25 protein-coding genes are annotated in these 24,586 nt (G+C 43.7%); 16 read left to right on the top strand and 9 right to left on the bottom strand.

The genetic code is table 11. The features are described 5' to 3' along the window. Positions 1 to 238: 238 nt before the first annotated feature. The 4 genes from L2703_RS13370 to folX form a co-directional block, all read right to left on the bottom strand. Positions 239 to 1,531 (bottom strand): O-acetylhomoserine aminocarboxypropyltransferase/cysteine synthase family protein, encoded by a 1,293-nt coding sequence (locus L2703_RS13370; RefSeq protein ID WP_248971610.1) that lies wholly within the window; start codon positions 1,529 to 1,531, stop codon positions 239 to 241. Positions 1,532 to 1,669: 138 nt separating this feature from the next. Then, the gene (gene folM / locus L2703_RS13365; protein ID WP_248971579.1) at positions 1,670 to 2,398 is read right to left on the bottom strand and encodes a dihydromonapterin reductase; all 729 of its coding nucleotides are present in this window, start codon (positions 2,396 to 2,398) and stop codon (positions 1,670 to 1,672) included. Between the two features lie 173 nt (positions 2,399 to 2,571). Then, complete coding sequence (gene folE, locus L2703_RS13360) at positions 2,572 to 3,240, bottom strand: GTP cyclohydrolase I FolE (RefSeq protein WP_238106628.1); 669 nt, start codon at positions 3,238 to 3,240, stop codon at positions 2,572 to 2,574. A gap of 18 nt (positions 3,241 to 3,258) precedes the next feature. Beyond that, complete coding sequence (gene folX / locus L2703_RS13355) at positions 3,259 to 3,621, bottom strand: dihydroneopterin triphosphate 2'-epimerase (RefSeq protein ID WP_238106627.1); 363 nt, start codon at positions 3,619 to 3,621, stop codon at positions 3,259 to 3,261. Between the two features lie 168 nt (positions 3,622 to 3,789). On the opposite strand from folX, the gene L2703_RS13350 reads away from it, so the two are divergent. Both L2703_RS13350 and L2703_RS13345 read left to right on the top strand, forming a co-directional pair. Next, positions 3,790 to 4,179, top strand: a complete 390-nt coding sequence (locus tag L2703_RS13350) for a thiol-disulfide oxidoreductase DCC family protein (RefSeq protein ID WP_248971578.1) — start codon at positions 3,790 to 3,792, stop codon at positions 4,177 to 4,179. A gap of 11 nt (positions 4,180 to 4,190) precedes the next feature. Continuing rightward, the gene (locus tag L2703_RS13345) at positions 4,191 to 5,036 is read left to right on the top strand and encodes an SDR family NAD(P)-dependent oxidoreductase (RefSeq protein ID WP_248971577.1); all 846 of its coding nucleotides are present in this window, start codon (positions 4,191 to 4,193) and stop codon (positions 5,034 to 5,036) included. Positions 5,037 to 5,102: 66 nt separating this feature from the next. Here L2703_RS13345 and mdh read toward each other — a convergent pair whose 3' ends face one another. Beyond that, a complete protein-coding gene (gene mdh / locus L2703_RS13340; protein ID WP_248971576.1) occupies positions 5,103 to 6,038 on the bottom strand; it encodes a malate dehydrogenase in 936 nt (311 codons plus the stop codon). Positions 6,039 to 6,521: 483 nt separating this feature from the next. Here mdh and L2703_RS13335 point away from each other — a divergent pair, with 483 nt between their 5' ends. Next, positions 6,522 to 6,971 (top strand): GNAT family N-acetyltransferase, encoded by a 450-nt coding sequence (locus L2703_RS13335; protein ID WP_248971575.1) that lies wholly within the window; start codon positions 6,522 to 6,524, stop codon positions 6,969 to 6,971. Between the two features lie 300 nt (positions 6,972 to 7,271). On the opposite strand, the gene L2703_RS13330 is transcribed toward L2703_RS13335, so the two are convergent. Next, positions 7,272 to 8,408, bottom strand: a complete 1,137-nt coding sequence (locus L2703_RS13330; RefSeq protein WP_248971574.1) for an endonuclease/exonuclease/phosphatase family protein — start codon at positions 8,406 to 8,408, stop codon at positions 7,272 to 7,274. Between the two features lie 352 nt (positions 8,409 to 8,760). Between L2703_RS13330 and L2703_RS13325 the strand changes: the two genes are divergently transcribed. The 4 genes from L2703_RS13325 to L2703_RS13310 all read left to right on the top strand — a co-directional run bounded on the left by L2703_RS13325 (position 8,761) and on the right by L2703_RS13310 (position 11,478). After that, positions 8,761 to 9,342, top strand: a complete 582-nt coding sequence (locus tag L2703_RS13325; RefSeq protein ID WP_248971573.1) for a CIA30 family protein — start codon at positions 8,761 to 8,763, stop codon at positions 9,340 to 9,342. Between the two features lie 42 nt (positions 9,343 to 9,384). Further along, positions 9,385 to 9,972: an HAD family hydrolase gene (locus L2703_RS13320; protein ID WP_248971572.1), complete on the top strand. Its 588-nt coding sequence runs from the start codon at positions 9,385 to 9,387 to the stop codon at positions 9,970 to 9,972. A gap of 46 nt (positions 9,973 to 10,018) precedes the next feature. Beyond that, complete coding sequence (locus L2703_RS13315; RefSeq protein WP_248971571.1) at positions 10,019 to 10,234, top strand: TIGR02450 family Trp-rich protein; 216 nt, start codon at positions 10,019 to 10,021, stop codon at positions 10,232 to 10,234. Between the two features lie 326 nt (positions 10,235 to 10,560). Beyond that, positions 10,561 to 11,478: a L,D-transpeptidase family protein gene (locus L2703_RS13310; protein WP_248971609.1), complete on the top strand. Its 918-nt coding sequence runs from the start codon at positions 10,561 to 10,563 to the stop codon at positions 11,476 to 11,478. An 89-nt stretch (positions 11,479 to 11,567) separates the two neighbouring features. On the opposite strand, the gene L2703_RS13305 is transcribed toward L2703_RS13310, so the two are convergent. Both L2703_RS13305 and L2703_RS13300 read right to left on the bottom strand, forming a co-directional pair. Further along, on the bottom strand, positions 11,568 to 12,332 hold the full coding sequence (locus L2703_RS13305) for a bactofilin family protein (RefSeq protein ID WP_248971570.1): 765 nt from the start codon (positions 12,330 to 12,332) through the stop codon (positions 11,568 to 11,570). Between the two features lie 740 nt (positions 12,333 to 13,072). Continuing rightward, positions 13,073 to 13,384 (bottom strand): DUF3081 domain-containing protein, encoded by a 312-nt coding sequence (locus L2703_RS13300; RefSeq protein ID WP_248971569.1) that lies wholly within the window; start codon positions 13,382 to 13,384, stop codon positions 13,073 to 13,075. 149 nt (positions 13,385 to 13,533) lie between these two features. Here L2703_RS13300 and L2703_RS13295 point away from each other — a divergent pair, with 149 nt between their 5' ends. Next, positions 13,534 to 14,487 carry a sodium-dependent bicarbonate transport family permease gene (locus tag L2703_RS13295; RefSeq protein ID WP_248971568.1) on the top strand — a complete coding sequence of 318 codons (954 nt, stop codon included), beginning with the start codon at positions 13,534 to 13,536 and terminating at the stop codon, positions 14,485 to 14,487. 283 nt (positions 14,488 to 14,770) lie between these two features. Here the strand turns inward: L2703_RS13295 and glnE are convergent, their stop codons facing one another. Then, positions 14,771 to 17,626 carry a bifunctional [glutamate--ammonia ligase]-adenylyl-L-tyrosine phosphorylase/[glutamate--ammonia-ligase] adenylyltransferase gene (glnE, locus tag L2703_RS13290; protein WP_248971608.1) on the bottom strand — a complete coding sequence of 952 codons (2,856 nt, stop codon included), beginning with the start codon at positions 17,624 to 17,626 and terminating at the stop codon, positions 14,771 to 14,773. 158 nt (positions 17,627 to 17,784) lie between these two features. Between glnE and L2703_RS13285 the strand changes: the two genes are divergently transcribed. The 8 genes from L2703_RS13285 (at position 17,785) to L2703_RS13250 (ending at position 24,576) form a co-directional block, all read left to right on the top strand. Then, positions 17,785 to 18,753 (top strand): hypothetical protein, encoded by a 969-nt coding sequence (locus tag L2703_RS13285; RefSeq protein ID WP_248971607.1) that lies wholly within the window; start codon positions 17,785 to 17,787, stop codon positions 18,751 to 18,753. 13 nt (positions 18,754 to 18,766) lie between these two features. Next, entirely contained in the window at positions 18,767 to 19,666 is a 900-nt protein-coding gene (locus tag L2703_RS13280) for a DUF350 domain-containing protein (RefSeq protein ID WP_248971567.1), read from the top strand. Between the two features lie 3 nt (positions 19,667 to 19,669). Continuing rightward, positions 19,670 to 21,427, top strand: coding sequence for a polyamine aminopropyltransferase (locus L2703_RS13275; RefSeq protein WP_248971566.1), 1,758 nt, complete (start codon positions 19,670 to 19,672; stop codon positions 21,425 to 21,427). A gap of 79 nt (positions 21,428 to 21,506) precedes the next feature. Beyond that, complete coding sequence (locus L2703_RS13270; protein ID WP_160052590.1) at positions 21,507 to 21,920, top strand: YjfI family protein; 414 nt, start codon at positions 21,507 to 21,509, stop codon at positions 21,918 to 21,920. Positions 21,921 to 21,930: 10 nt separating this feature from the next. Further along, complete coding sequence (locus tag L2703_RS13265; protein WP_248971565.1) at positions 21,931 to 22,620, top strand: PspA/IM30 family protein; 690 nt, start codon at positions 21,931 to 21,933, stop codon at positions 22,618 to 22,620. Between the two features lie 5 nt (positions 22,621 to 22,625). Further along, entirely contained in the window at positions 22,626 to 23,279 is a 654-nt protein-coding gene (locus L2703_RS13260) for a hypothetical protein (RefSeq protein WP_248971564.1), read from the top strand. Between the two features lie 23 nt (positions 23,280 to 23,302). Beyond that, positions 23,303 to 23,638 carry a hypothetical protein gene (locus tag L2703_RS13255; protein ID WP_188737852.1) on the top strand — a complete coding sequence of 112 codons (336 nt, stop codon included), beginning with the start codon at positions 23,303 to 23,305 and terminating at the stop codon, positions 23,636 to 23,638. 110 nt (positions 23,639 to 23,748) lie between these two features. Beyond that, positions 23,749 to 24,576 (top strand): potassium channel family protein, encoded by an 828-nt coding sequence (locus tag L2703_RS13250; protein WP_248971563.1) that lies wholly within the window; start codon positions 23,749 to 23,751, stop codon positions 24,574 to 24,576. Positions 24,577 to 24,586: the final 10 nt, after the last annotated feature.

The following is a 24,586-nucleotide window of genomic DNA, read 5'->3' as shown; positions in this document are numbered from 1 at the left end:
TGGGGCTTTTTAGTTAACCTGAGATCGGGATAAGGGATGAACTTATGCTATTTAAAATCAACATGTTACCCATTCTCACTTTCAAGCTTGTCATTTGTTCTGCTAACAAGGCGAATTGACGCGTCAATAGCTAGCCTATTGTAAGTCGATTCAACGCTGTGAGCAGGGCAAAGGACTGTTTGAAAGGCATTTATTATCCCAAGCTCAGGTTAGTTAACTGATTCAACTCAAAATGAGCTTATACCATTGCTTTATCTAGTGCCTGGCTGACATCGGCAATGATGTCGTCGATGTGTTCAATACCCACAGAAATACGCACGAGATCTTCAGACACCCCCGCTTTCGCCAGCTCTGCACCGCTAAGTTGGCGGTGAGTGGTACTGGCAGGATGACAAGCTAGCGATTTAGCATCACCAATGTTGACCAAACGCAGCACCATTTGCAGCGCATCAATAAATTTACCACCAGCAATTTTACCTGCTTCGGCATCAGCAGATTTAATGCCAAAGCTGATAATACCTGAAGCTTTACCACCAGTGATTTTTTGACAGGTGGGATGGTATGGGCTGTCTGGCAGTGCGGCGTAATTGACCCAACTAACACTTGGGTGTTTTTGTAAAAACTCTGCCAGCGCGAGTGCATTACTGCAATGGCGCTCCATACGCAGGCTAAGGGTTTCGAGTCCTTGCAGCAGTAAAAACGCGCTTTGTGGCGACAAGGCTGCACCAGTATTGCGCAGTGGCACAACACGGCAGCGGCCAATGTAAGCTGCAGGGCCAAAGGCGTCGGTGTATACCACGCCGTGATAAGACGGGTCTGGCTGGTTAAGGATCGCAAAGCGTGCTTTGTTGGCCACCCAATCAAACTTACCTGAGTCAATAATCACCCCACCAATGGTGGTGCCGTGGCCGCCAATGTATTTGGTCAATGAATGGATAACAATGTCGGCGCCGTGATCAAAAGCGCGGCACAATACCGGTGTAGCCACAGTGTTATCAACAATGAGTGGCACCCCATGTTTATGGGCAATATCAGCTAAACGCTGTAAATCGACGATGTTACCGGCTGGGTTACCAATCGATTCGCAAAAAAGCGCTTTGGTATTGTCATCTATTAATGCATCTAACCCGTCAAAATCATCAAATGCCGCCATGCGTACTTCAACGCCCTGGCGCGGCAGAGTATGGGCAAATAAGTTATAGGTGCCACCATAGAGTTGACTGGTACTGACGATGTTGTCGCCTACTTGAGTAAGCGCTTGAATCGCATAGGTAATGGCAGCCATGCCAGATGCCACAGCCAGTGCACCAATACCGCCTTCAATCGCAGCTAAACGTTGTTCTAATACACTGGTGGTTGGGTTCATTATGCGGGTGTATATGTTACCTGCGACTTTAAGGTCAAACAGATCTGCGCCATGTTGGGTATCGTCAAAGGTGTATGAAGTGGTTTGGTAGATGGGCACGGCAGCGGCTTTAGTGGTCGCTTCTGACTCATAACCATAATGTAATGCCAGCGATTCCAGTTTCATGTTTTCTACAGACATAGTGACTTCCTTGAGATAATAGACGGTGCAGATATTGGTGAATATCTACACTATCAATTAGCCATCTAGAAGTCTATACCTAATCAACCTGAAAAGGATCAATTCCAGCGTCTACAAGTTAGCTTATTTTAACTGTCTGCCCCCATCGACGGCATAACTGCGGCCCGTCACATAATGGCTATTTTGCAGATAATCGATAAGGCTGATGATTTCATTATTGCCGGCTTCTTTTGGCAATATTGCCTTTGCTAACGCTTTAACTTTATAAGCATCATCGTCGTGCTCGTTAAATAAAATCATCGCGGGGGCAATCGAATTCACTTTAACGTAGGGCGCAAGTAAGCTGGCAAACGACAAGGTCATATTATGCAATGCCGCTTTACTGGCCGCATAGGCAATGTGCTTTTTACTGCCCTTTTCAGCAACATAATCAGTAATATGAATAATATTGCTGGCACCGATATTGTCGTCATTAGTTTTAGCGGCGGCAATCAACAATGGCGCTAATGCAAGGTTGATTTGATAAGGCGCTGATACATGAATTTGCATCATTCGCGCCATGGTATCACCGGGGCTTAAGCCATTATTGTCTGGCAACCAGTCTGAGGCGTTGTGGATAATGGTATCAAGACGAGCATGGTGCTCATTGATGTGGGCAATTAACGCCTCAATAGCCGCAGGGTCGGTTAAGTCGCACGAATGTAAGCTTGCGCCTAGCTTACCCAATTGCTCAATACTGTCGTAATGAGTGCGATAGGTGCCAATAACATGATGACCTTGAGCCAAATAATGTTTAGCCAGTGCATAACCAATGCGCTTACCTACACCGGTTATCAGTATTGTGCGTTCCATAATGCTCTCTTTATGTTTAATTAATGACATACCCTAAAACTTATCATAAGCAAATTAGGTGCTTATCTCAAAGTAATCTCGGGGTAATGTTTTTATATAGGGTTTAAAATAAACAAATGGCCTCAACTCAGGGAGGTGAAGCCATTCAATAAATTGAAGTTAACCGTGTGACATTAGGCTAAAAATTCAGCACGACTGGCTGGATTAGCTTTAAAACAGCCGCCAAGCGCTGTGGTTTGGGTGCTTGATGAAGTGTCCATAATGCCGCGGGATTTAACGCAATAATGGGTCGCATTGATGCTCACTGCAACGTCGTCGGTTTCGAGCAAGGTTTGCAGCGCCACTAAAATTTGCTGCGTGAGGCGCTCTTGCACCTGCGGCCGCTGAGCAAAAAAGCGCACTATACGGTTAATTTTAGATAAGCCGATAATGTTGCCTTTAGGGATGTATGCCACTTTGGCTAACCCATCGATGGTAATAAAATGATGCTCGCAGGTACTCACCACACTGATATTGCTAATTTTTACCATTTCTTCAACACCCATTTTGTTGTCAATTTGGGTGATTTTAGGAAAATTAGCGTAATCTAGGCCGGAGAAAATCTCATTGACGTACATTTTTGCAATACGGTGCGGCGTTTCGGCTAGGCTGTCGTCGGTTAAGTCAAGCCCAAGGGTTGAGACAACTTCGGTCATTAAACCTTTAATGCGCTGATATTTTTGCTCGCTGGTCATCTCACTTGGGATAAGAGGCGTTTCAAGACCATGGGCAAGCAACGCTTGTTGAACTTTTAGTGCCTCGGCAGACAATTCTGCGCGAGTTATGTCATTAATGGTGGTCATAATAACATCCTTAATAAATTAGGCTTGATACTCTAAAGACAAAGAAACAGAGTCAGCAAAACGCAATGCATGGGGTTTATCGATAGTGACTCGGGCTAAGGTTACGCTAGGGTGCTCACGACAAATGTCGAGCACGTCAGCCACTAGTTTTTCAAGTAATAAGAAACGACCTTCTTCGACATGCTGGATCACTTTTTTGGTGATCACTTTGTAGTTTAGCGCATCTGCGACATCGTCGGTTTGAAACGAACGATCTGCCGGGTAGTGGATCTCTATGTTGATCACCACATCCTGTTGCTTTTCGCGCTCTTCTTGATTAAACCCAATAAAGGTACGTAAACGTAAGTTGGTGACGTTAATAATAGCTTGGCTTAATGGCATGATTTAGCCCTAGTGAATTGTTTTTAAGCTATACGCCAGGATGAAATAAAAAGATCATAAATCTAAAACGATCATGCCGATCGCTAAAGACCACTAACAAAAAGGTAAACTAGTTTGCGAGCTAATGCGTAGAATAGTCATAGCAATGCTAATGGCATGAGGTAAATAATGGAACTGACAATATTTTACGATGGCACCTGCCCGCTGTGCCTTAACGAAATGAAGCAATTAAAGCGTCACGACAGCTTAAACCGCATCGCCCTTGAAGACATTAACGCCGCAGATATTAATCAGCGTTTTCCTGACTTAGATGTAGTGCAAGCCAATACCCTATTACATGGCCTGCAAGCCGATGGCACTTGGCTTTATGGCTTAGATGTTACCGCTAAGGCATGGGGATTAACCGGTAAACACGGTTGGGTGAAACTGCTGCGTCTGCCCGTGATTAAACCTGTGGCAGACCTCGCCTATTTGGCTTTTGCCCGTAATCGCTACCGGATATCGTATTTACTGACCGGTAAAAAGCGCTGCGACACCGGCAGCTGTAACATTAAATAAGGGCAAAGCGCATGAGCGATTCAACCTTAGCAGAAACCATGATCGTCATTGGGGCGTCATCCTTTATTGCCAAAGCCTTTATTGAGCAAGCCTGTCATCAACACATAAAGCAACAGCAGCTAAACTTACCTGTCGCAGTGCCGTTACAAATCATCACAATTAGCCGTCAGGCTAGTATTAAATTGCCAGAACTCATGGACGGTGAACTAACAGGAAGTGTTAGCCACCAGCACTTTAGCTGCGATTATCAACAAAATTCAATAACGCAATGTGTAACCGATATTGCAGCCATTGCAGGCAAAGTCACACGCATAGTGATGTGTAATGGCGTTTTGCACAGTAAAAGCCAACACCTCACAACAGCAGATCCTGACCTAATGCCAGAAAAACGCATAGAAGACATTGATGCTCACTCGTTAGAGCAACTGTTTTATGCCAACAGTATTGTACCCATGCTATGGCTCAGCGCCCTCACCCCACTGTTGTTGCAGCCACAAAATAAAGTAAGCAGCCAACAAAAATGTGTTATCAGTATATTGAGTGCCAGAGTGGGCAGCATTTCAGATAATCGCCTCGGCGGTTGGTATGGCTATCGCGCCTCAAAAGCGGCTTTAAACATGCTCATTAAAACCACGGCAGTAGAATATGCTAGACGCCTTAAACGCGTGAAGCTGATTGCGTTTCACCCCGGCACCACCGACACGCCATTATCAAAACCTTTTCAAACCAATGTGCCACAAGGCAAACTCTTTACCCCAGCCTTTGTCGCCAGCCAACTTCACCAAATTATGGACCACAGTGAACCCGATGGCGAAGCCAGCTACCTCGACTGGCAAGGCAAGCCGATTAACTGGTAATTTTTGGGTTAGCAAAAAAAACGCGAAGCCATTAGCTTCGCGTTTTTTATCGCATTGCTTTGTTAATTACTTAACAAATTCAACGCCTAATTTAATGTCACCTTTAAGGGTATCTAGCATTGCATCGCGAGCGTTAGCTTCAAATGCGCTGATTTCACCATAAGGTAATACTTTTTCTACGCCGTTTTTGCCAAGTAATACTGGCTGAGCGAAGAATTCAGCGTGCTCGCTGCCGCCGTCTACATAGGCACATTCAACGATGTTAGCTTCGCCCTGTAAACCACGTACCAATGATAAACCAAAGCGACATGCAGCTTGGCCCATTGATAATGTTGCGCTGCCGCCACCGGCTTTAGCTTCAACAACTTCAGTACCCGCGTTTTGAATACGAGTAGTCATTGCTGCAACTTCTTCATCAGAGAAAGTCACGCCTTCAACTTGAGAAAGTAATGGCAGAATCGTCACACCGCTGTGGCCGCCGATAACGTTAACTTTAACGTCAGCAACGTTTAAGCCTTTAAGCTCAGCAATAAAGGTTTCGCTACGGATTACGTCTAGAGTTGTGATACCGAATAAACGGTTTTTGTCGTACACACCAGCATTTTTTAATACTTCAGCAGCAATGGCTACTGTGGTGTTAACTGGGTTAGTAATAATACCCACTAATGCTTTAGGGCAAGTTACAGCCACTTTTTCCATTAGGTTACGCACGATGCCAGCGTTGATGTTGAATAGATCTGAACGATCCATACCAGGCTTACGCGCTACACCAGCAGACATTAATACGACGTCAGCATCAACTAATGCTGGCGTTGGGTCTTCACCAGCAAAACCTTTTACTTCTACGTCTGTTGGGATGTGACTTAAGTCAACCGCAACACCCGGAGTAACAGGAGCGATGTCATATAGAGACAACTTTGAACCCGCAGGCAGTTGAGTTTTTAACAGTAAAGCTAGCGCCTGGCCGATACCACCAGCAGCACCTAATACAGCAACTTTCATAATTATCTCCATCAATTTATGCAGTTTGTGACATTGATCTAAATTGTCGTGGCGTCACATTACTGCATCGTCACAATAATTTCAATTATACGTTAGTGGACAGTGGTAAATAAGTAAGCGCTAATAAGGTTTAAGCGAAAGCCTGTGCATGAAAAATATTCAAGATTAGCCTCACCGCAGAGTGAAATCCCTTATCTATACTCTCGCTTTTATTGACTACAATCAGTCATTTTTTGTGTATAAATATGCACCAACTGTTCGATTTAGGCTTAAAACAAAGTCACGGTAAGCCATTGTTGCCCGCGCAGTGTTTACTTTCTCAAGCCCCCCCCCCTTTAACGCTGATTTTATCCCGTGAGTTTGGTCACAGGCTCTTACGAAGCAGTGCAATATTGGCGTACACTAAAGCTGCCGCGAGCGAATAAATAAAAATTCAATAACAATCGCGGCATTCCTCAATATCCAATTATTTGCGAGAGTTTCATGATAATAAGAGCTGGCCAACACGCCGATTTGCACGCCTTGGTTCATTTTAATCAAGCCATGGCAATGGAAACCGAAAACCTGACCCTAGATACCAAAAAGCTCACTCAAGGGGTTGAGGGGCTGTTAACTCACCCTGAACGCGGAGTTTATTTAGTCGCTGAAATAGATGGTGAAATTGTCGGGTCGCTGATGGTCACATACGAGTGGAGCGACTGGCGCGCCAGTAATTATTACTGGATTCAAAGCGTGTATGTTCGACCACAAAATCGTCGCCAAGGCATTTATGGCAAGCTCTATCAAGCAGTTAAAGATTTTGCCGCGGCCAATGGGGGGACCGCCAGTTTTAGATTATACGTTGAACATGACAACACCGTTGCTCAAAAAACTTACGCAGCATTGGGCATGCAACAAAGCCATTATTTAATGTATGAAGAAAACACCAAATAGGCGCGATTACGTCAATAACCCACTATATCGCACCTGCAAACATCGCATCAGTAAAGCCAATGCTTTGCTGATGTTTATTTAACCTCAGCTCTGGATAACAAACGCCTTTCAAGCAGTCCTTTGCCTTGCTCACTGCGTTGAATTAACTTGCAATAGGCTAGCTATTGACGCGTTAATTCGCCTTGTTAGCAAAACAAATCACAAGCTTGACAGTGGATTTTTGTCAATCTATTGATTTATATCGTTATCAATACATCTCTTATCCAGAGTTGAGGTTATTTAGGCTAAGATTATCTAGGCTTAAGTTCTAACGGCAAAACGTATCATAACGGGAGCATGGTCGGTACTGTCGCTGTCGCGTTCATAATCTGGGCGAACAAGATGCCTGTCGAAGGTTTGATAATCAATAATATGCGCCAAATTTTGCTGTTGAGCCGGGTTGAACTCACTCGACACTAAAATGTAATCAAGCACAGATCCTGTGTTGCCATAATAGTGCGTAGCTTGTCTTACTGCATGGGGTTCATCATCAAGCAATGAGGCTGATTCAAACTCATCTTGCGCCAAAGTGGCATTACATTTAGTTGCCGCAATAAACAATTCATAACTGTCGTACAAGCTGCTTTGATGCAATTCTGCCATTAACGAGGTTTCGCCAAGCTTGGCTAATTGTGGGTCTTCAATGTCACTGCGAAACACCCGCAACTGATGATTAAATGCCGCTAACAGCTCGCTGCCTAGAGTGTCATTAAAATCACCCATTAACATAAGCGGCTGCTGGCTTTGTTGGCGGCGCATTAACATTTGATGACACAACAATGCTGACTCACTGCCACGCTGCAAACTTGAGGCCCACCGCCCCAGCACCTGGCGTGCAACAAAGTCTGGCCCACCTTGCAAACCGCTTTCACTCATATCATCACGGCTTACACCGCTGCGTTTTGATTTAAGGTGAATAACATAACAATCGCACGGCCCAAATACCGGTAATCGAATGGTGGCACGAAGCGGTTTGCGGCTAAAAGCAAAGGTATCGGCTAAACCTAATTGAGTAATCCATTGCGGATCGGGGCTGACATTAACTGAATCCACAATCGGGTATTTTGATGCAATGGCCACTACAGGGCTGCGATAAACATAGTCGCTAATCACTTCTGGTTCATCTAACGCTACAAAATACTCATAGCCTAATGATTGGGTCAGTTTAGCTAATGCATCTGGGCTAAACACCTCTTGAAAACCAATAATATCGGGCTGACTTTGATTAATAAAATCACTTAACCAGGCACACTTTTTTTGCCATTGCTTGTCGCTGTAGATATTTTCAAAATCATAAAACGCATGCGGTGGCTCAATAAAATTAAATAAGTTAATGCTCACCACAGTAAAGCTCAGCTCTGATGTGGTAATCAATGTTCCGTCGTTTAGGTTTAACATATACTCATCCCAATAAAAGCTTCGGCTAGGGTACTGGCAACACCTTGATTTGTCGAATAACCTACATACACAAACTGACTCAACTTAAGATCCCTCCTTGTACAAAGAGTGATGCACATTTAATCACAAATAAACTGAACCAAATGCAAATAGCTGACGTAAAAGATAACGTAATTAGTGTTTATATACTCACTTATTACACAAGTTGTTATTAAATCACCCGATTTAACCCTGTATGCAAGTGCAACCAACCTCCGTAAGACCTTTGGCTTATCCCTCACCCTGATAAGCCATTTTTTTGCCTGGTGATTAACTTGGCAAAGAGAAAACAATAAGAATGAGAGGATAAATAATGCTAGCCTTTACTACAGATAAAAGCCGCAGCGGTGGGTTAATCGCTGCATTATTGTTCATGAATTCTGCATACAGTGCGAATGAGGATGATATGTTATTTCATTTTATCAATGAACGTCATTTTAGCCACTGGGATATTAATAATGACACTGTAATGGGTGGCATATCCCAGAGTAAAATGACCCAGACTCCACAGCAAGCCATGTTATTTACCGGATCTGTATCGTTAGAAAATAACGGTGGATTTGCATCTACAGAATCTCGCTTTAGCCCAAATCTCGCTTCTGCTTCAAAGCTCACCATCACAGTTAGGGGAGACGGTAAGGTTTACCAGTTGCGCTTAAAAACACCCGCACTGTCTTATGGTGAAGCCTATGTCGCTAATTTTACCACACAAGCAGGCTTACTTACTGAGCACACGTTTACAGCTGAACATTTTACGGTCAGCTTTCGAGGGCGAGAGATCAACAACTCACCCATATTAAACTTAATCGATATTGGGCGAATAGGCTTTCTAGTTGCACAAAAACAACAAGGCCCTTTTGCAATTGAGTTACACTCTGTCGCATTTGACGACTAACAATAATCGCTTCACGCTTATCGGCAACATAAAGGCTAAACATTGACATTACCTATGCAAATTAAAGGCATCATTTTCGACCTAGACGGCACCCTAGTTGAATCGAGTTTAGATTTTGAGTTAATTCGCCAACAAATAGGCTGCCCTGAAGGCATCGACCTACTCAAATACGTTGATGAATTAGGCTGTCAAACCAGCCAGGCACGTGCCAATGACATTATTATTGAGCATGAATACCAAGACGCAATCACCGCAAAACCGATTAAGGGCATGGCTGAATTAATTAACGCCATTGACACAGCAAAACTACCAACAGCGATTGTCACCCGTAATAGCCTTGCGGCCAGTACAATGAAAATAAAACAAAATGCCATCGCGATTGAACAGGTGTTAACCCGAGAAGACTACCCAGCAAAACCTGCACCCGATGCATTATTAGCTATCGCTAATCAATGGCAAATAGCACCTGAATTTATTATGTATGTTGGTGACTATTTATATGATATTCAAGCGGCTAATAATGCCGGCATGATTGCCTGTTTAATTACTCACGGCGTAGACAAGCGCTATCAAGAGCTTGCTGATATTGTGATTGAAGAGCTCAACCAATTACTGCCATTTATCCAGTAATCTGGCACTAACATCGTCGTCAATAACCTTTAAATGTGAGAAAACAATGAATCAAATTCATCCTAAAAAATTACTTCACAGCAAATGGACTAAAGTTGAGGTGGTCAATAAGCTTAAGCACTTTACTGTTATTAAAGTGGAATATGATGAACTGCAAAATGTGATTGAATGCATTATTCGCGCAGAAATAAATGCCGCTGAATTTGCTATTGAGTGGCGCGATTTAAAAGATCCGCAGCAGTGGAAAATAGGCTGGCAATAAAAAAAGCCCCGTTAAACAATTAGCAACATCTTAACCCACACAACAACTTACGAGATGTAACATTTAAAATTCACCGTCAATTTACCCCTAAGTATTAAGCCACTTAAGGTCTATTGCCCTGCAACCGCATGAGGCCACAAGCTTATCTTAGGCAACTTGCACCGTTTAACAAAACACTTGAGATTTAAATGGCTAAAGTGCAAAAAAATCAGTTGAAATATTAGCCGTAATAAGTAAGGATGCGCGCTATTCAATAGTCAAGCTTCGCAAGATATTGTACTCTGACTTATATAACGTCTATTTTTAGGAATGATAACCCCCTTATGATGAATTCGTTACGCACTGCATTCGTTGCCGCGTCTGCAATAATGTTAAGCTTTTCAAGTGCTGCAGTCGAATACCGCTTACCGGCGAATGGCAGTAAATTAGTTGGCGAAAACCAGTATTATGTGGTGCCACAAGAAGGCAAACTTACACTGGAGCAAATTGCTGCAGAATTTCAATTAGGGTTAACAAACCTTATCGAAGCAAACCCTGGTGTAGACCCATTCTTACCCAAACCTGGCAGCACGCTTATTATTCCTCATCAGTTAATTTTGCCTGACACTAAGCGGGAAGGCATTGTGATTAACTCAGCAGAAATGCGCCTTTATTATTATCCTAAGGGTAAAAATATTGTTGAGGTGTTACCTATTGGTATTGGCCAAATCGGCCGTGATACCCCTGAAAACTGGGTGACAACAGTACAACGTAAACGTGAAAGACCCACTTGGACACCTACCGCTAACACGCGTAGAATTTATGCGGCAAACGGTATTACCCTACCCGCAGTGTGGCCAGCAGGCCCTGACAACCCAATGGGTTTATACGCTCTGTATGTGGGTAACTTATTTGCTATACACGGCACCAACGCGACCTTTGGTATTGGTCTTCGTGTGAGTTCGGGGTGTATCCGCTTACGCGATGATGACATTAAACACTTATTTGAAACCGTACCTGTTGGTACCCGCGTTGAGTTTTTAAACAAGCCAATTAAAGCCACAGCAGAACCTGACGGTAGCCGATATATTGAGGTACACGAGCCGTTGTCTAAAACTCAAGCTGAGTTTGATTCAAAAGAGCCTGTATCATTAACATTAGACAAAGACATGACACGCTTTTTAGCTCATCCAGAAACGGATTCGATGACATTAAAGCGCACATTAGAAATACGTAACGGTATGCCAACTCGCATTAACCCGTAATCGACCGTATTTTAACTAATCTTATCAAGCACAAATGGCTTAATGACCAGCGTTAATACTGGTTATTAAGCCATTTTTTTCGATAACGCTTAAGGATTATTTAATGATGAGTCTGCTATGACGTTATCTTCTGACACCGAAGTATCATCGGTTTCAGCCAAGCTTTGATTTGCATGCTCAAGGGCGTGTAAGTCTTCCATCGCGGTGTTGATGTCGCTTTGCCCAGCGCCAATAAGTTCTTCTCGCTGCTCTGCAAAGGCGCTTTGCTGCTCAACATCATACAAGAGTGCTGCGGCATCTTCAGTGATATGATCTAAAGCTGGTGAGTTGTGCTCAAGTTGCGCCGCGGCTGTTTCTGGCGAATTAATTGCCGACTGCATTTTAGGTAATAATAAAACACCACCAAGCACTATTGCACCGGCGACTGCAGCATAAGCCCATTTGGATGACGTTTGTGTAGGTGATTTTGTCATTTGGGGCATGTCAGTTGCAGCGTCCCCATGCTCAGACAGAGGTAACTCAGATGACTCCGGCCCTTTAGTTCGCATCCCAATAAACTGACCACCATCGTATATTTCCATCTGATGACTGGCCACTTCGCCATCGACAACACCAGAGCTGACAATCACTAACTTGTTACAGTGTAATTTACCTTTAAACGTGCCTGATACACGGATTTCTTGGCAAAATATTTCACCTTCAACCTGGCCACCTATGTCAATATTGATGTGATGACTTGAGGTAATTCTGCCTTTTGTTTTACCAGCAATAATGGCAGGCCCCTTAATAGACATGTCTCCTTCTAATGACATATCGGCACCTATATAGGTTATCCCCTTATTCTTATTATTCACTTAGTATCCTTTTCGGGTTTGATTAGGGTTAATAAATTGTTACAGGTAACCTTAAAGCTTAAAGGAAATGTGCTGCATAATAAAGCATACGATTTATGCAATATTACCCAGTTCAACAATTCACCTTAAGTGGTGCACATATCCTTATCCCCTTACCTGCTAAGCATAAATCGCCTCACCAATGACTTATTAACGCAAAAGAATATGAGTGTTATACCAATCCTTATTAGCATGTGATTAACCCCAACTCTGGATAAGAGATGTATTGATAACGATATAAATCAATAGATTGACTAAAATCCACAGTCAAGCTTGTGATTTGTTTTGCTAACAAGGCGAATTAACGCGTCAATAGCTAGCCTATTGCAAGTTAATTCAACGCAGTGAGCAAGGCAAAGGACTGCTTGAAAGGCGTTTGTTATCCTGAGCTGAGGTTGATTAAACAGCAATACTCAGTTTAAGCCTAATAACTGCTATTAGGCGGTAAGCTTGCTGCATGATAAGGGCGTTGAGGGACACAAAAAGGGCGGAAATCGACAGATTAGTGAGCATCACTGCAAGAGCTATTTGCTTAGTTGATAAACGCTGTCATCAAAAAGTGACCGTTGTCATACACTGTCGCCGCTTGCTAATTGAGTTGGCGCTTAAATCGAGACAAACGTTTAGCCGCCAAACTAAATTGAAACACGGGCGACGCCAGTAAGGGAGCGAGCGTAGCGGCTGAATTTATCGACTTTCTATCACGCATCTATTGGTGCAGCTTGATAATTTTCAACGTCATTAAAGCGGCGTAAAAAGTTGTCTAAAGCATCATTAGATGGATATTCAAACTGATATTTGTTGTGAAAAAACACCGTTAAACTCACTTGTGCATCCGACAGCACAATGGTGTAACCATCGTGATCAGTTTGTGCACTGATACCACACAAATAGTAATCGCTGCCAAACACACTCGCTTTAGCATCTGTGTTAGCAGTCATTCGTTTCTCACCGTATTGAGTCACTTTATTAAACACTTTTAGTGCGCGGTGAATATCTATTTCGTTTTTCATAATATGCATCCTATAAATATCACTCACCCTACAATACGCCTACAAAGACAATACTGTCCAATAGTCTTAAAATAAATGCTAAAACAGTTCCCTTTAGCAATACAACAAGGCAAAATCGCCATACTTAAATAACAGACAGACCCGATACTATGCCTGATATTGTAATTGCTTTTTTTGCGCTCGGTTTAATTGCTGGATTGATTAAATCAGATTTAAAAGTCCCCAAAGCCACCTACGAAACCCTGTCTATTTTATTGATGTTAACCCTCGGCCTCAAAGGCGGTATGGCGTTACACGGCGAGACAGCTAATTTAGCAATATCAGAACTACTTGCAGTGATTGCGTTGGGATTTATTATCCCACTTAGCTTGTATCCATTACTGAGAAAACTGATCAAACTGCCACAAAAAGAAGCCATCAGTATTGCCGCCCATTATGGTTCGGTAAGTGCTGGTACATTCGCGGTTGTGATGGCAATGGTCGACAAATCACAATGGCCACTCCGACCAGAAACAACCTTATATTTGGTTTTACTTGAGTTGCCAGCGATTATTATCATGTTGTGGTTACACCGTTACCTACAAGCTAAAATTGCTGGCAGTGAAGTGCACTCTTCTGCTGGCAGTATTTTGCATGAAGCGCTCACAAGCCGTGGCGTAGTGTTGTTATGCGGTGGTGTGGTGATAGGCTGGATATACGGATCTTCTGGCATGGCACCACTAACGCCCATGTTGCTCGCAGGATTCAAAACCTTACTCGCGCTATTTTTATTAGAAATGGGGATCAGTACTGCCAAGGTGTGCTTTCCTATCCCTTACAAACAATGGCGACTATTGGTATTTGCAGCAGTGGCACCGTTTGTATTGGCGTGGGTCGGGATCGCCTTAGGCTTTGCCCTTGAATTACCCTCTGGCAGTATTTTAGTGTTAGCAGGCTTAAGTGCCAGTGCTTCTTACATTGCTGCACCTGCAGCAATTAAAGCCGCGATCCCTGACGCGAATATTGGTCTTGCAATGCTGGCTTCCCTCGGAATTACATTCCCTGTAAATGTGCTTATTGGCTTGCCACTTTATCAAATGTGGATTGAACAACTGTTAATGTAAGTAACCTGAGTTCGGGATAATAAACGCCTTGCAAACAGTCCTTTGCCCTGTTAACTGCGTTGAATCGACTTGCAATAGGCTAGCTATTGACGCGTCAATTCGCCTTGTTAGCAGAACAAATGACAAGCTTGAAAGTGGAAAGGTAACATGTTGATTTTAAATAGTATAAGTTTATCCCTTATCCCAAACTCAGGTTAAGTATCAGGCCTACTGAATATTCACAGTAGGCCTGTTTAATTTCATGCTCGAGCCACATCAGTATGAAGCGCAGTTTGCCATCCTGTTATGGCTGTAAAATGTCGTTGTAAATTTCAATGACTGCGTCAGTTTTTCGCTCCACACTTTGATGTGGTAACTTGCCAGGTAATTGCTGTAACGTGAGCTCATGATTTTCATCACGTAGCCAACAATAGGTTTGTGTAAGATGTTGCGCATGCATTACCGGAATTAACTCCAGGTCGGCTAACACTTCGAAAATTCTCACATTATCGGACCAAATGGTCAATTCATGATGCTGATGCGCATAAGCCAATACCAAGTACTGAGCAATAAATTCAATGTCAGCAATACCACCAGCACTTTGCTTAAGATCAAACTGTCCAGGCTCCACTTGCAGTAAATGATCGCGCATTTTAGTGCGCATATCGCGAACAGATTTTGCCAGCTCGTGTTGATCACGTTTTTGTTGCAATATTTGCCCACGAACCTCACTAAACCTTGCAGCGAGTGCATTGTCGCCAAATACAAAACGGGCGCGCACCAGCGCTTGATGCTCCCACGTCCACGCTTCGGTTAATTGATACTCGCCAAACTGTTCTATTTCGCTCACCAACAAACCCGATGCCCCCGATGGGCGCAAACGCATATCAACCTCGTATAACTCTCCAGAGGTTGTGCGAGTAGCAAACAAATGCACAATACGTTGAGCCAGTTTTAAATAAAAGTGGCTGTTGTCAATAGAACGTTCTCCATTGGTGCTACCTGTGCCGCTATGACCATGTAAAAACACTAAATCTAAATCTGAGCCATAACCCAGTTCAATACCACCTAACTTACCGTACCCTATCACCGCAAAGCCCATATTACTTGGACTTGTACCCTCTGGCACACCATGTCGAGCCGCAACCTGGTGCCAAGCTTGAAGTACGACCTGCTCAATAATGGCTTCAGCTAAAAAAGTTAAATGATCGCTAACCTGCATAACAGGCAGCACTCCGGTGACATCCGCAGCGGCAATTTTTAACTGCTGCGACAACTTAAACTGTCGCAGCGCTTCCATTTGCTGTTCCATATCATCTTCTGGCACGCGCAGTAGGTATTGACGCAGCTCGCTTGGGTAGTCATCAATAGAGGTAATATCATAGAGCTGTGATGGATCGATAAGCTCATCTAGTAGCATGGGGAAATTAGCCAGCTCACGTGCAATCCACGGACTGGCACAACACAAACTCACTAATTGTTGCCTTGCGCCAGGGTTTTCGCACAGTAGTTCAAGGTATGTCGTACGGGTTAAAATTTTATCCAGCACATTAGACACAGGCTTAAAAGCTAGGCTAGGGGTAGACTGATTAAACAACTCTTCGAGCAACTTCGGCATGAGTTTGTCGAGCGTTTCACGACCACGAGGACCAATTGACCGCTTAGCCACTGTTTGGCGCCAATCGCTGAGTAATGGCCATAGGGCTTCATCGTCTATTTGTTGCTCTTGCAGGAGTGTTACCGCATCATCATCTTGCTGAATATTCCAAAACAATGACGACCAGTGATCATTATAATCTTGATTATCACTGCCCCCCACTGTGGCATTAAAATGCCCATGAATGGTCGCCATGGCCTCATTAATTTGCTCACGTAACTGCGCTTCATCTTCGAGTTTGAGCGGCACGCACAATCGTTGCCAGTCTAGCGGGTTATTGGGTAACGTTTGTGTTTGCTTGTCGCCAATGGCTTGCAGTAAGTTTTCCACTCGGCGTAGCAGTATATAGCTGTGTTTAAGCTCATCAACAGCAAGGTATTCTAATTGCCCAAGGCTGTATAAGGTATCAATAGCACCGAATAAACTTTGCTGACGTAACGCAGGTTCACGACCACCACGAATTAATTGAAAACTTTGCACCACGAATTCGACTTCGCGGATCCCACCAGCACCCAATTTAATGTTGTCGGTTAATTGTCTGCGTCTTACTTCCTGAGCAATCAATTGCTTCATTTTACGTAGCGATTCGATTGCCGAGAAGTCGATATAACGGCGATACACAAATGGGCGCAGCAAGTCATGCAGCTCGTCGCAATAACCACTCCAAGGGCCTAACACGCGAGCTTTGACCATGGCATAGCGTTCCCAATCACGCCCTTGCTCTTGATAGTAATCCTCAAGCCCACTAAAACTGACCACTAACGGCCCACTTTCGCCATAAGGACGCAAGCGCATATCAACACGAAACACAAACCCATCAACGGTGACTTGATCAAGAATATTCACCAAACGTTGACCCATTTTGATAAAAAACTGTTGGTTATCTTGAGTCCGGCGCCCTCCCACGGTTTCGCCGTGTTCAGGAAAGGTAAAAATTAAATCGATGTCGGATGAAAAGTTCAGTTCACGACCACCGAGTTTTCCCATACCTAAAATAAGTAGGGGTTGCGGCTTTCCATCTGCACTCGTTGGCGTGCCAAATTGCTTGCACATGTCTTTATAGACCCAGTCGCGGCCAGCAATAACAAGAGCTTCAGCAAGCGCAGACAAGTCGAGTAATGATGCCTCAACCTTGGCATAGTTTAAAAAATCGCGCCACGCTAGGCGCACCATTTGCAGATTGCGATATCGACGCAATACAGATTTGGCCTGTTCTTCCTGGGTAACGTCTTCTAAAAGTGCATGCAATTCAATATCAAACTGACTACGAACCACTTCATCTAGCAAGCCATCAAATAGCTGGGAAATCCATTGTGGATGACGGCATAATTGCTCGGCGATAAAATCACTCAATGCAAAAACCGACATTAACTCTTGCTGTTGCTTGGCCGACAGCGCTGTTTTAGCTTCAGGCCAAACTTCGCATAGTCTTAACCAGTAACGATCTGCCGTTTCTACTAGCGCTGCAGATAACACCTTGTTACTTTGGTTTTGCATGGCAATAAATATCCCTAAAGAAAATGAATGTTGGACATATTATGTCGTGAATGCTATATCTAATGATCAGTCTATTGATGCAGATTAATATCATTGACATCAAGATTACTATAACCTGTGTCATATTGAATTAGCACATGAAAAATCTACATTTTGGAGAAAACATGGTAGGTCACCTCCCCCGTGTACTCACATTGATAACCGTCATGATTGTTGCGCTTGCCTTAAGTGCTTGTGGCGATGACAGGCCGGAGCAAATTGCTAAGTACCAGCAATTGACGCAGCAGCGTCTTGATTTACTATCAACTTCGCTTGATGATAATCAATTACGCAATGCCAATTTACTCAAGCAATACACCAGTATTTTAGCGAAAAGCCAACCTGACTTACGCCCTTTACTTGACGAGCTCGCCAAAGACGCAGGCACAGATGGACCAATGTTTCAGTCATTAACGCGCCGGTTTAAAGACTTAAGTAACAGTGCCAACTTTGTTGACTTAGACCAACAATTGGCCGAAGCGCAAAATATTTACCAAGCTGCGGATCCGAGCTTATTTAACGACATGCTATCGGACCCAGTTAACGTGGTTGCCGACATGTCTAAAGGCCAATTGGCACGCGTTAATGCCATTAGCCGTGAAGCAGAAGCCTTAGCAAACGGTACTGACGGTACTGAACCTGGTAGCCAACTTGTAGGAAACCCAGCCTACGGTAGTTGGCAAACGGGCTCAAATGGCATGTCTTTTTGGGCTTGGTACGGTATGTATGCGATGTTTTCTAATTTTACCCGCCCAATATATTACGACAATTGGTCGAGCCGACGTGGTTACAGTTACTATAACGACGTAGGCCGTTATCGTTATACCTCACCAAAACAGGCCACTTCACAAGCCAAAACATTTGAACAAACCAAAAAACGCTTTGACAGCCAAGGCAAACGCTTCGACAGCCCTTATGCAAAAACACGCCAAGGCTCTAGCGCCTTGTCACGTCAAAGCACAAGTGCACCAAAACCCAGTAGCACAACTCGCACGGCAAGCTCTGGCAGCAAGTTTCGTTCAAATTATTCTAAAGACAGCAGTTTTCGCAACTCAAGCAGCCGCACTAGTCGCGGTGTTAGCCGTGGTAAATAGGTAAGGACTCACCATGACATTTTTTCAAGAATATGGCTTAACACAACCTCTGGCGATCATTTTAGCAATCGACTTAACTATCGCGATTGTGTTGTTGGCGCTAATGCGTTATTTGCAAGGTTGGAGCATTAAAGTTAATAGCAGTGCAGAACTGGCAGAACGCGACAATTTTGCCTTTGGTATTAGCACTGCTGGCGCGGTTGCCGCGCTAGGTATTGTACTAACAGGCGCCATTACCGGTGAAGCCGCGCCCTCATACTTAACTGAAGCAATTGGCATGTCCGCTTATGGTTTTTTTGGATTAGTACTCATTAAACTAGGGCGTTTTTTACATGACAAAATCGCCTTAAACGAATTTGCCAAAAATACCGAAATTTTAAAAGGAAACGTCTCGGTTGCCGTGGTTGATGCCGCAGCCGCTATTGCGACTGCCATTATTATTCGCGCCGTATTGATGTGGGCAGAAGACATCACCGTAAACACCTTTATTGCGATTTTTAGCGCATTTTTAATCTCACAACTCATGTTAGTGCTGCTAACACGTTTACGTGAAAGACGTTATGCCAAACGCAATCAAAATGCCTCAATGCAACAGGCCTTAGCACAAGGTCAAACCGCCTTAGCACTTCGTCACAGCGGTTACATGATCGCCATGGCATTAAGTTTTAATGCTGCAAGCCACTTTATTATTTACCAACCCACAGCTTACGTTACCAATATTATTGGCTGGTTTGTGTTCTCGTTAATTATGCTCGTTGCCTTGTCGTTACTCATTGCACTTGTTAAAAAGCTAGTATTAGCCGGGATTAACTTAGCTGAAGAAGTTGAAAAGCAGCACAACATCGGCATCGCCGCGGTCGAAATGGCCATTAGTATTGCTGTCGCATTTATTTTAACGGCGTTAATGGCGTAATCTATGACAACCCCTTTGCTTGACCCTAGCCCCCAAATCATAACAGGGGGCAAAGAGCAAAGCCCTGCTGTATCTCGCCATGTTTCCAGGTTTGATGATGCCTTATTACTGGGTATTATGGCGGCACTAGCGGGATGTGGCCTTATTTACGAATACCTATTGTCACACTACGCTGGGCGTATTTTAGGCGCGCTAGAAGCCGCCATTTACACCATGATTGGCTTGATGATTGTGTCGATGGGGATGGGCGCGTTTGCGGCACGTAAAATAAAATGCGCCTTTACCGGCTTTGCCATGCTCGAGCTCACCGTTGCCTTGTGTGGCTCATTTGCCATTATCATTACCGCAGCTGTGATTGGTTTTGGTCAGCAATTACCACTTACCATTGCCAATACCCTTGGCTTACCCTCAGATCATTTACCTAATGGCGGTTTTATTGCCAGTTTACAAACCTTAAGCGAGTATTTACCTTATGCTTGGGGCGTGTTACTTGGGTTAATGATTGGTATGGAAATCCCACTCATTGCCCGTGTACGTCAGTCGTTATCTGACGCACATTTGCTGCACAATGCTGGCACCATTTATGGTGCCGATTATATTGGTGCTGGTGTGGGTGCGGCCATTTGGGTCGCTTTTATGCTGGCAATTGATATCCAATTAGCGGCGGCATTAACTGCCAGCGTAAACCTATTAGCAGGGCTTGCGTTTATTTGGCGCTTTTGGTCGCAAATTCGCCATGTAAAATTATTATTAGTTGGTCACATCGTTGCCAGCGTGATCATTGGTTTGTTGGCAGTAAAGGGCCCAAGCTGGGAACAACACTTTAATAATCTGCTGTATAAAGACAAAGTGGTCTACGCTAAAGCCACTCGTTTTCAACAACTAAACTTTACCGAACGCCTTCGCGGCGGGGGCCTGGCTCCCGTGTACAACTTGTACATTAATGGCCGTTTACAGTTTTCCAGCAGCGATGAACATATCTATCATAGCTTTCTGGTACACCCAACCTTGGCAGCCAGTGCCCGGCACGACAAGGTGTTAATTATCGGTGGTGGCGACGGCCTTGGGCTTAAACAGGTGCTCAAATGGCAACCTAAAGAAGTCACCCTAATGGATTTAGACCAAGACTTATTGTCATTATTTAAACATCCACCCGCTGACATGCCAACAGATCTCAGTAATGCCTTATTAGCGCTTAATGGTGATGCGCTCAACGATCCTCGTTTAACCTTAATGGTCGACGATGCCTTTAATGGCGTGGATAAACTACTCAGTAATGGCCAGTTATTTGATGCCATTATTGTTGACCTGCCCGATCCAAGTCACCCAGATTTAAATAAACTCTACTCTGATTTGTTTTACCGAAAGCTCAATGAATTACTCAACGCAGACGGCGTCATCACGGTGCAATCAACCTCGCCTTATCATGCACCTAATGCTTTTATTTCGGTAGGCAAAACCCTCAGCGCGGCTGGATTTAACGTTAAACAGTATCACCATAATGTACCAAGCTTTGGTGAATGGGGCTGGAGTATTGGCAGTAAAATGGGCAAAAATCCGCAGCAACGCTTAGCTGCCCTCACTGACATTCCGGTACCTGAAGATTGGTTAACACCAGGACTTATTCATGCATCGTTTGAGTTTCCAAAACATTTTTACGACGACATCGATAAGATTAAGGTCAACGAAATTGGTTCATTACAGTTATATCACTACCATTTAGCAGCCTGGTCAGAAAACGAAGTAATTAATCTTTTTTAATTGGATCAGATAGCGCTTGACATATTATGTCTGGATGCTATCTTTACTCACAGACATAATATGTCAATTAAGGACGAATATGAACATACATACAATTGCGAGTCACCTAAACGGACTGTGCGACCAAAGCCAAACAGGTTTTCAGTTCGACTGTTATCCCATTGATGGTGATGTGGAAGTGTTACAAGTTAATGTTGTTGGCCGTGAAGAAATTCCGGTGTTTGTATCAGTAACTGACAACCAAATATTGTGTATCAGTTATTTATGGGGCGAAAACGAAGTCAACCAAGCTCGCCGCGCAGAAATGTTTGAGACCATGTTAGAGCTCAACATTCCAATGCCATTATCTTCATTTGCAAAAATTGATGATAAATACGTGGTTTACGGGGCATTGTCAGTGCAATCAAGCATGATTGAAATTGAACAAGAATTAGCAGTACTGTCAGACAACTGTCTGGAAGTCATCGACGAACTCGTCGAATTTTTAAACTAAGGAGCCAACTATGGGCATTCTAAACAAGATTCTTACAGCGTTTCGTGGTGGTGCAACTGAGGTTGGCCAAACTATCGTTGACGCCAACTCAACTCGTATTTTTGAACAAGAAATTCGTGATGCAGAAAAGCATTTAACCAAAGCTAAGCGTGAATTAACTGACGTCATGGCCAAAGAAATGCAAGCGAGCCGTGAAATCGATCGTTTAAAGCGCAGCATTGCTGAACACGAAGGTTATGCAACTCAAGCATTAGACAAAGGCAACGAGGCATTAGCCATTGAAGTTGCTGAAAAAATTGCTCAGCTTGACGAAGAGTTAGCTGAACAACAAACCGCTAACGACAGCTTTAGCTCACATGCGGTACGCTTAAAAGATTTAGTGAAAAAAACCGAGCGTCAATTGTCCGATTATCAACGCCAATTAACCATGGTTAAAACCACTGAAAGCGTACAAAAAGCCACGGCAACGATTACTGATTCGTTTGCATCGAGCAACTCAAAACTGCTTAATGCTAAAGACTCTTTAGAGCGCATTAAAGCCCGTCAGCAGCAGTTTGATGACCGCTTAAAAGCAGCAGAAACCCTAGCTGAAGAAAACAGCGACAAGTCATTGCATGCTAAACTGGCTGAGGCCGGAATTGGCGAGCAAAAGTCTAACGCTAATGCGGTATTAGATCGCATCAAAGCGCGCAAAGGTTAACCAATATGGGATTTCTTAGCGGCCTTTTTGGCAAAAAAGAAGCCCCGAAGCGCCAGCTTGACCATCCTAATAAACTGCTCAAGGGTGATATGTTAACCCTTGATGACAGTTTTGCTTTGCCCGCGCTGCTGCGTGGGCAACAGCTCAAGGTTGAAGCCATTCATACTTATGAATATCAGCGCTCGCAGCTTTGCGAATTTTTATTACGTGGCCATTCTGGCACAGCAATTTACTTATCTTACATTCAAGAAGATGAGTCTTACCTCAGTATTTCAATTAAAATTAATCGCGCCGAGGTTGAACGCCTATTTGACCTTGATGCTTTTGCTGAAGTTTTTGAAGAACCCGGTAACGCGGTACTCACTCCTCTACCACTCTCTGCAGAACTTGAAACCGAGTTTGGTCAATGGTTGAGTGATGAATACCATCAGGTTGAATTTGCTGGATTTGGTTATTTTCATCGCCAGGATTATCGTGGCTTAACCCCACCACAAGATGAACATGGTGATAGAGGTGAAAGCTTTGAAAGTTATAGCCTAGTGAACAACCAAGACTCTCATGCCATTGATATTGAAGTATATGAAGGCGGCGACACTGAAGTCATGTTAACCTTATATCGTCCGTTATCAGACATTAGAGAATACTGGCCAGCAAGCTGAAACAAGTAGGAGATAACCTTCTTATGAGCTCAGGTAAACCGTTACCCGACAAATGGCTTAAAAACCAACAAGCCGCAAAAGCCACACAAGTGGCTTTTGATCTTGATGAAAAGTTTCAATATTCCATCCGCAAAGCGGCATTAGATAAAGGCGTAAGTCCGTCTGATCAAATACGTACCATCCTAGGACTATCCGTATCTAAGCGTCCTAAGCGACCGCGTTTAACCGTATCACTCAGCGGCGAAGACTACGTGCTATTAGCACAAAAGTACGGCCTAGACAGCGACGCTCAGTTAGAAATAAAAAAGCGGGTGCTCGATGATTTAGTACACTTTGTCGATAAAAAATCATCTACCTAACATTCATTATGTGTTATATCGCTTAAAAACAACGCACTAGACTCACCTCTTGTGCGTTTTTTGTTATGATAAAGTTATACTTTACTCACAATGAATCAAAGCAGGCTTTCATGTTTGAATCTAAACGTTGGACACTTAAAAACGTCGATGGTCCCAGTCCATTTGAATTAGCCATGATGGTACTGTCATTGGTGTCTGTGGTGATTGTGTTAACCATTACCTTTGGCCGTTTAAATGCCGAAACCAATAAAGTGCTCATGTATATCGACACCAGCATTTGTATTATCTTTTTAAGCAAATTTTTTCATGGCTTATACAAGGCACGAAATAAATCCTACTACATACGTCATCATTGGATTGATTTTGTCGCGAGCATTCCGGCAATTGAAGCACTGCGATTTGCACGGATATTTCAAATTTTACGGGTGATCCGGTTAATCCGCATGAGTCGCTCACTACTACTCCCCCTGCTTCGTCAGCGCAAGCAAGCCACATTAGCCAGCTTACTCGTGGCGATGGTACTCATTCTTGCTACGGCTTCGGTATTGATTTTATTAGTCGAAAGTGCCGAGCCCAATGCCAATATTCAAACAGCAGAACAAGCTATTTGGTGGGCATTAGTGACCATTTCTACTGTCGGTTACGGTGATTTTTATCCGGTGAGTACCATAGGTCATGTGATTGGTGGGTTAGTTATTGTCAGTGGTGTGAGCTTTTTCGGGGTAATATCTGGTTATATGGCATCGGTATTTGTCGCCCCTGATGAAACCGAACGTCAAGAAGAGCAAGATGCAAAAGAAGCCCACAAAGAACAGATCAACAGTAAACTTGAAGCGGCGCTTGAGCAAATGCAGCAAAATCAATTACAGATGGAGCAAAATCAACAAGCGATGCTTGCTGAAATTACCAAGCTAAGGCAACAACTCGACAAACCCTAGCAAGATCATA

Origin of the sequence: Shewanella basaltis, from assembly GCF_023283885.1 — a bacterium.
Classification (GTDB): domain Bacteria; phylum Pseudomonadota; class Gammaproteobacteria; order Enterobacterales; family Shewanellaceae; genus Shewanella; species Shewanella basaltis.
This window is presented reverse-complemented; position numbering and strand designations above follow the sequence as displayed.

Bases quoted from the DNA above. Each gene is read 5' to 3' on its own strand.
- L2703_RS13250 (WP_248971563.1), top strand. From the start codon at position 23,749: ATGTTTGAATCTAAACGTTGGACACTTAAAAACGTCGATGGTCCCAGT.
- L2703_RS13345 (WP_248971577.1), top strand. From the start codon at position 4,191: ATGAGCGATTCAACCTTAGCAGAAACCATGATCGTCATTGGGGCGTCA.
- L2703_RS13325 (WP_248971573.1), top strand. From the start codon at position 8,761: ATGCTAGCCTTTACTACAGATAAAAGCCGCAGCGGTGGGTTAATCGCT.
- mdh (WP_248971576.1), bottom strand. From the start codon at position 6,038: ATGAAAGTTGCTGTATTAGGTGCTGCTGGTGGTATCGGCCAGGCGCTA.
- L2703_RS13330 (WP_248971574.1), bottom strand. From the start codon at position 8,408: ATGTTAAACCTAAACGACGGAACATTGATTACCACATCAGAGCTGAGC.
- folX (WP_238106627.1), bottom strand. From the start codon at position 3,621: ATGCCATTAAGCCAAGCTATTATTAACGTCACCAACTTACGTTTACGT.
- L2703_RS13270 (WP_160052590.1), top strand. From the start codon at position 21,507: ATGAACATACATACAATTGCGAGTCACCTAAACGGACTGTGCGACCAA.
- L2703_RS13300 (WP_248971569.1), bottom strand. From the start codon at position 13,384: ATGAAAAACGAAATAGATATTCACCGCGCACTAAAAGTGTTTAATAAA.
- L2703_RS13370 (WP_248971610.1), bottom strand. From the start codon at position 1,531: ATGAAACTGGAATCGCTGGCATTACATTATGGTTATGAGTCAGAAGCG.
- L2703_RS13295 (WP_248971568.1), top strand. From the start codon at position 13,534: ATGCCTGATATTGTAATTGCTTTTTTTGCGCTCGGTTTAATTGCTGGA.
- L2703_RS13275 (WP_248971566.1), top strand. From the start codon at position 19,670: ATGACAACCCCTTTGCTTGACCCTAGCCCCCAAATCATAACAGGGGGC.
- L2703_RS13255 (WP_188737852.1), top strand. From the start codon at position 23,303: ATGAGCTCAGGTAAACCGTTACCCGACAAATGGCTTAAAAACCAACAA.
- L2703_RS13260 (WP_248971564.1), top strand. From the start codon at position 22,626: ATGGGATTTCTTAGCGGCCTTTTTGGCAAAAAAGAAGCCCCGAAGCGC.
- L2703_RS13265 (WP_248971565.1), top strand. From the start codon at position 21,931: ATGGGCATTCTAAACAAGATTCTTACAGCGTTTCGTGGTGGTGCAACT.
- L2703_RS13335 (WP_248971575.1), top strand. From the start codon at position 6,522: ATGATAATAAGAGCTGGCCAACACGCCGATTTGCACGCCTTGGTTCAT.
- L2703_RS13315 (WP_248971571.1), top strand. From the start codon at position 10,019: ATGAATCAAATTCATCCTAAAAAATTACTTCACAGCAAATGGACTAAA.
- L2703_RS13310 (WP_248971609.1), top strand. From the start codon at position 10,561: ATGAATTCGTTACGCACTGCATTCGTTGCCGCGTCTGCAATAATGTTA.
- L2703_RS13350 (WP_248971578.1), top strand. From the start codon at position 3,790: ATGGAACTGACAATATTTTACGATGGCACCTGCCCGCTGTGCCTTAAC.
- folE (WP_238106628.1), bottom strand. From the start codon at position 3,240: ATGACCACCATTAATGACATAACTCGCGCAGAATTGTCTGCCGAGGCA.
- L2703_RS13280 (WP_248971567.1), top strand. From the start codon at position 18,767: ATGACATTTTTTCAAGAATATGGCTTAACACAACCTCTGGCGATCATT.
- L2703_RS13285 (WP_248971607.1), top strand. From the start codon at position 17,785: ATGGTAGGTCACCTCCCCCGTGTACTCACATTGATAACCGTCATGATT.
- folM (WP_248971579.1), bottom strand. From the start codon at position 2,398: ATGGAACGCACAATACTGATAACCGGTGTAGGTAAGCGCATTGGTTAT.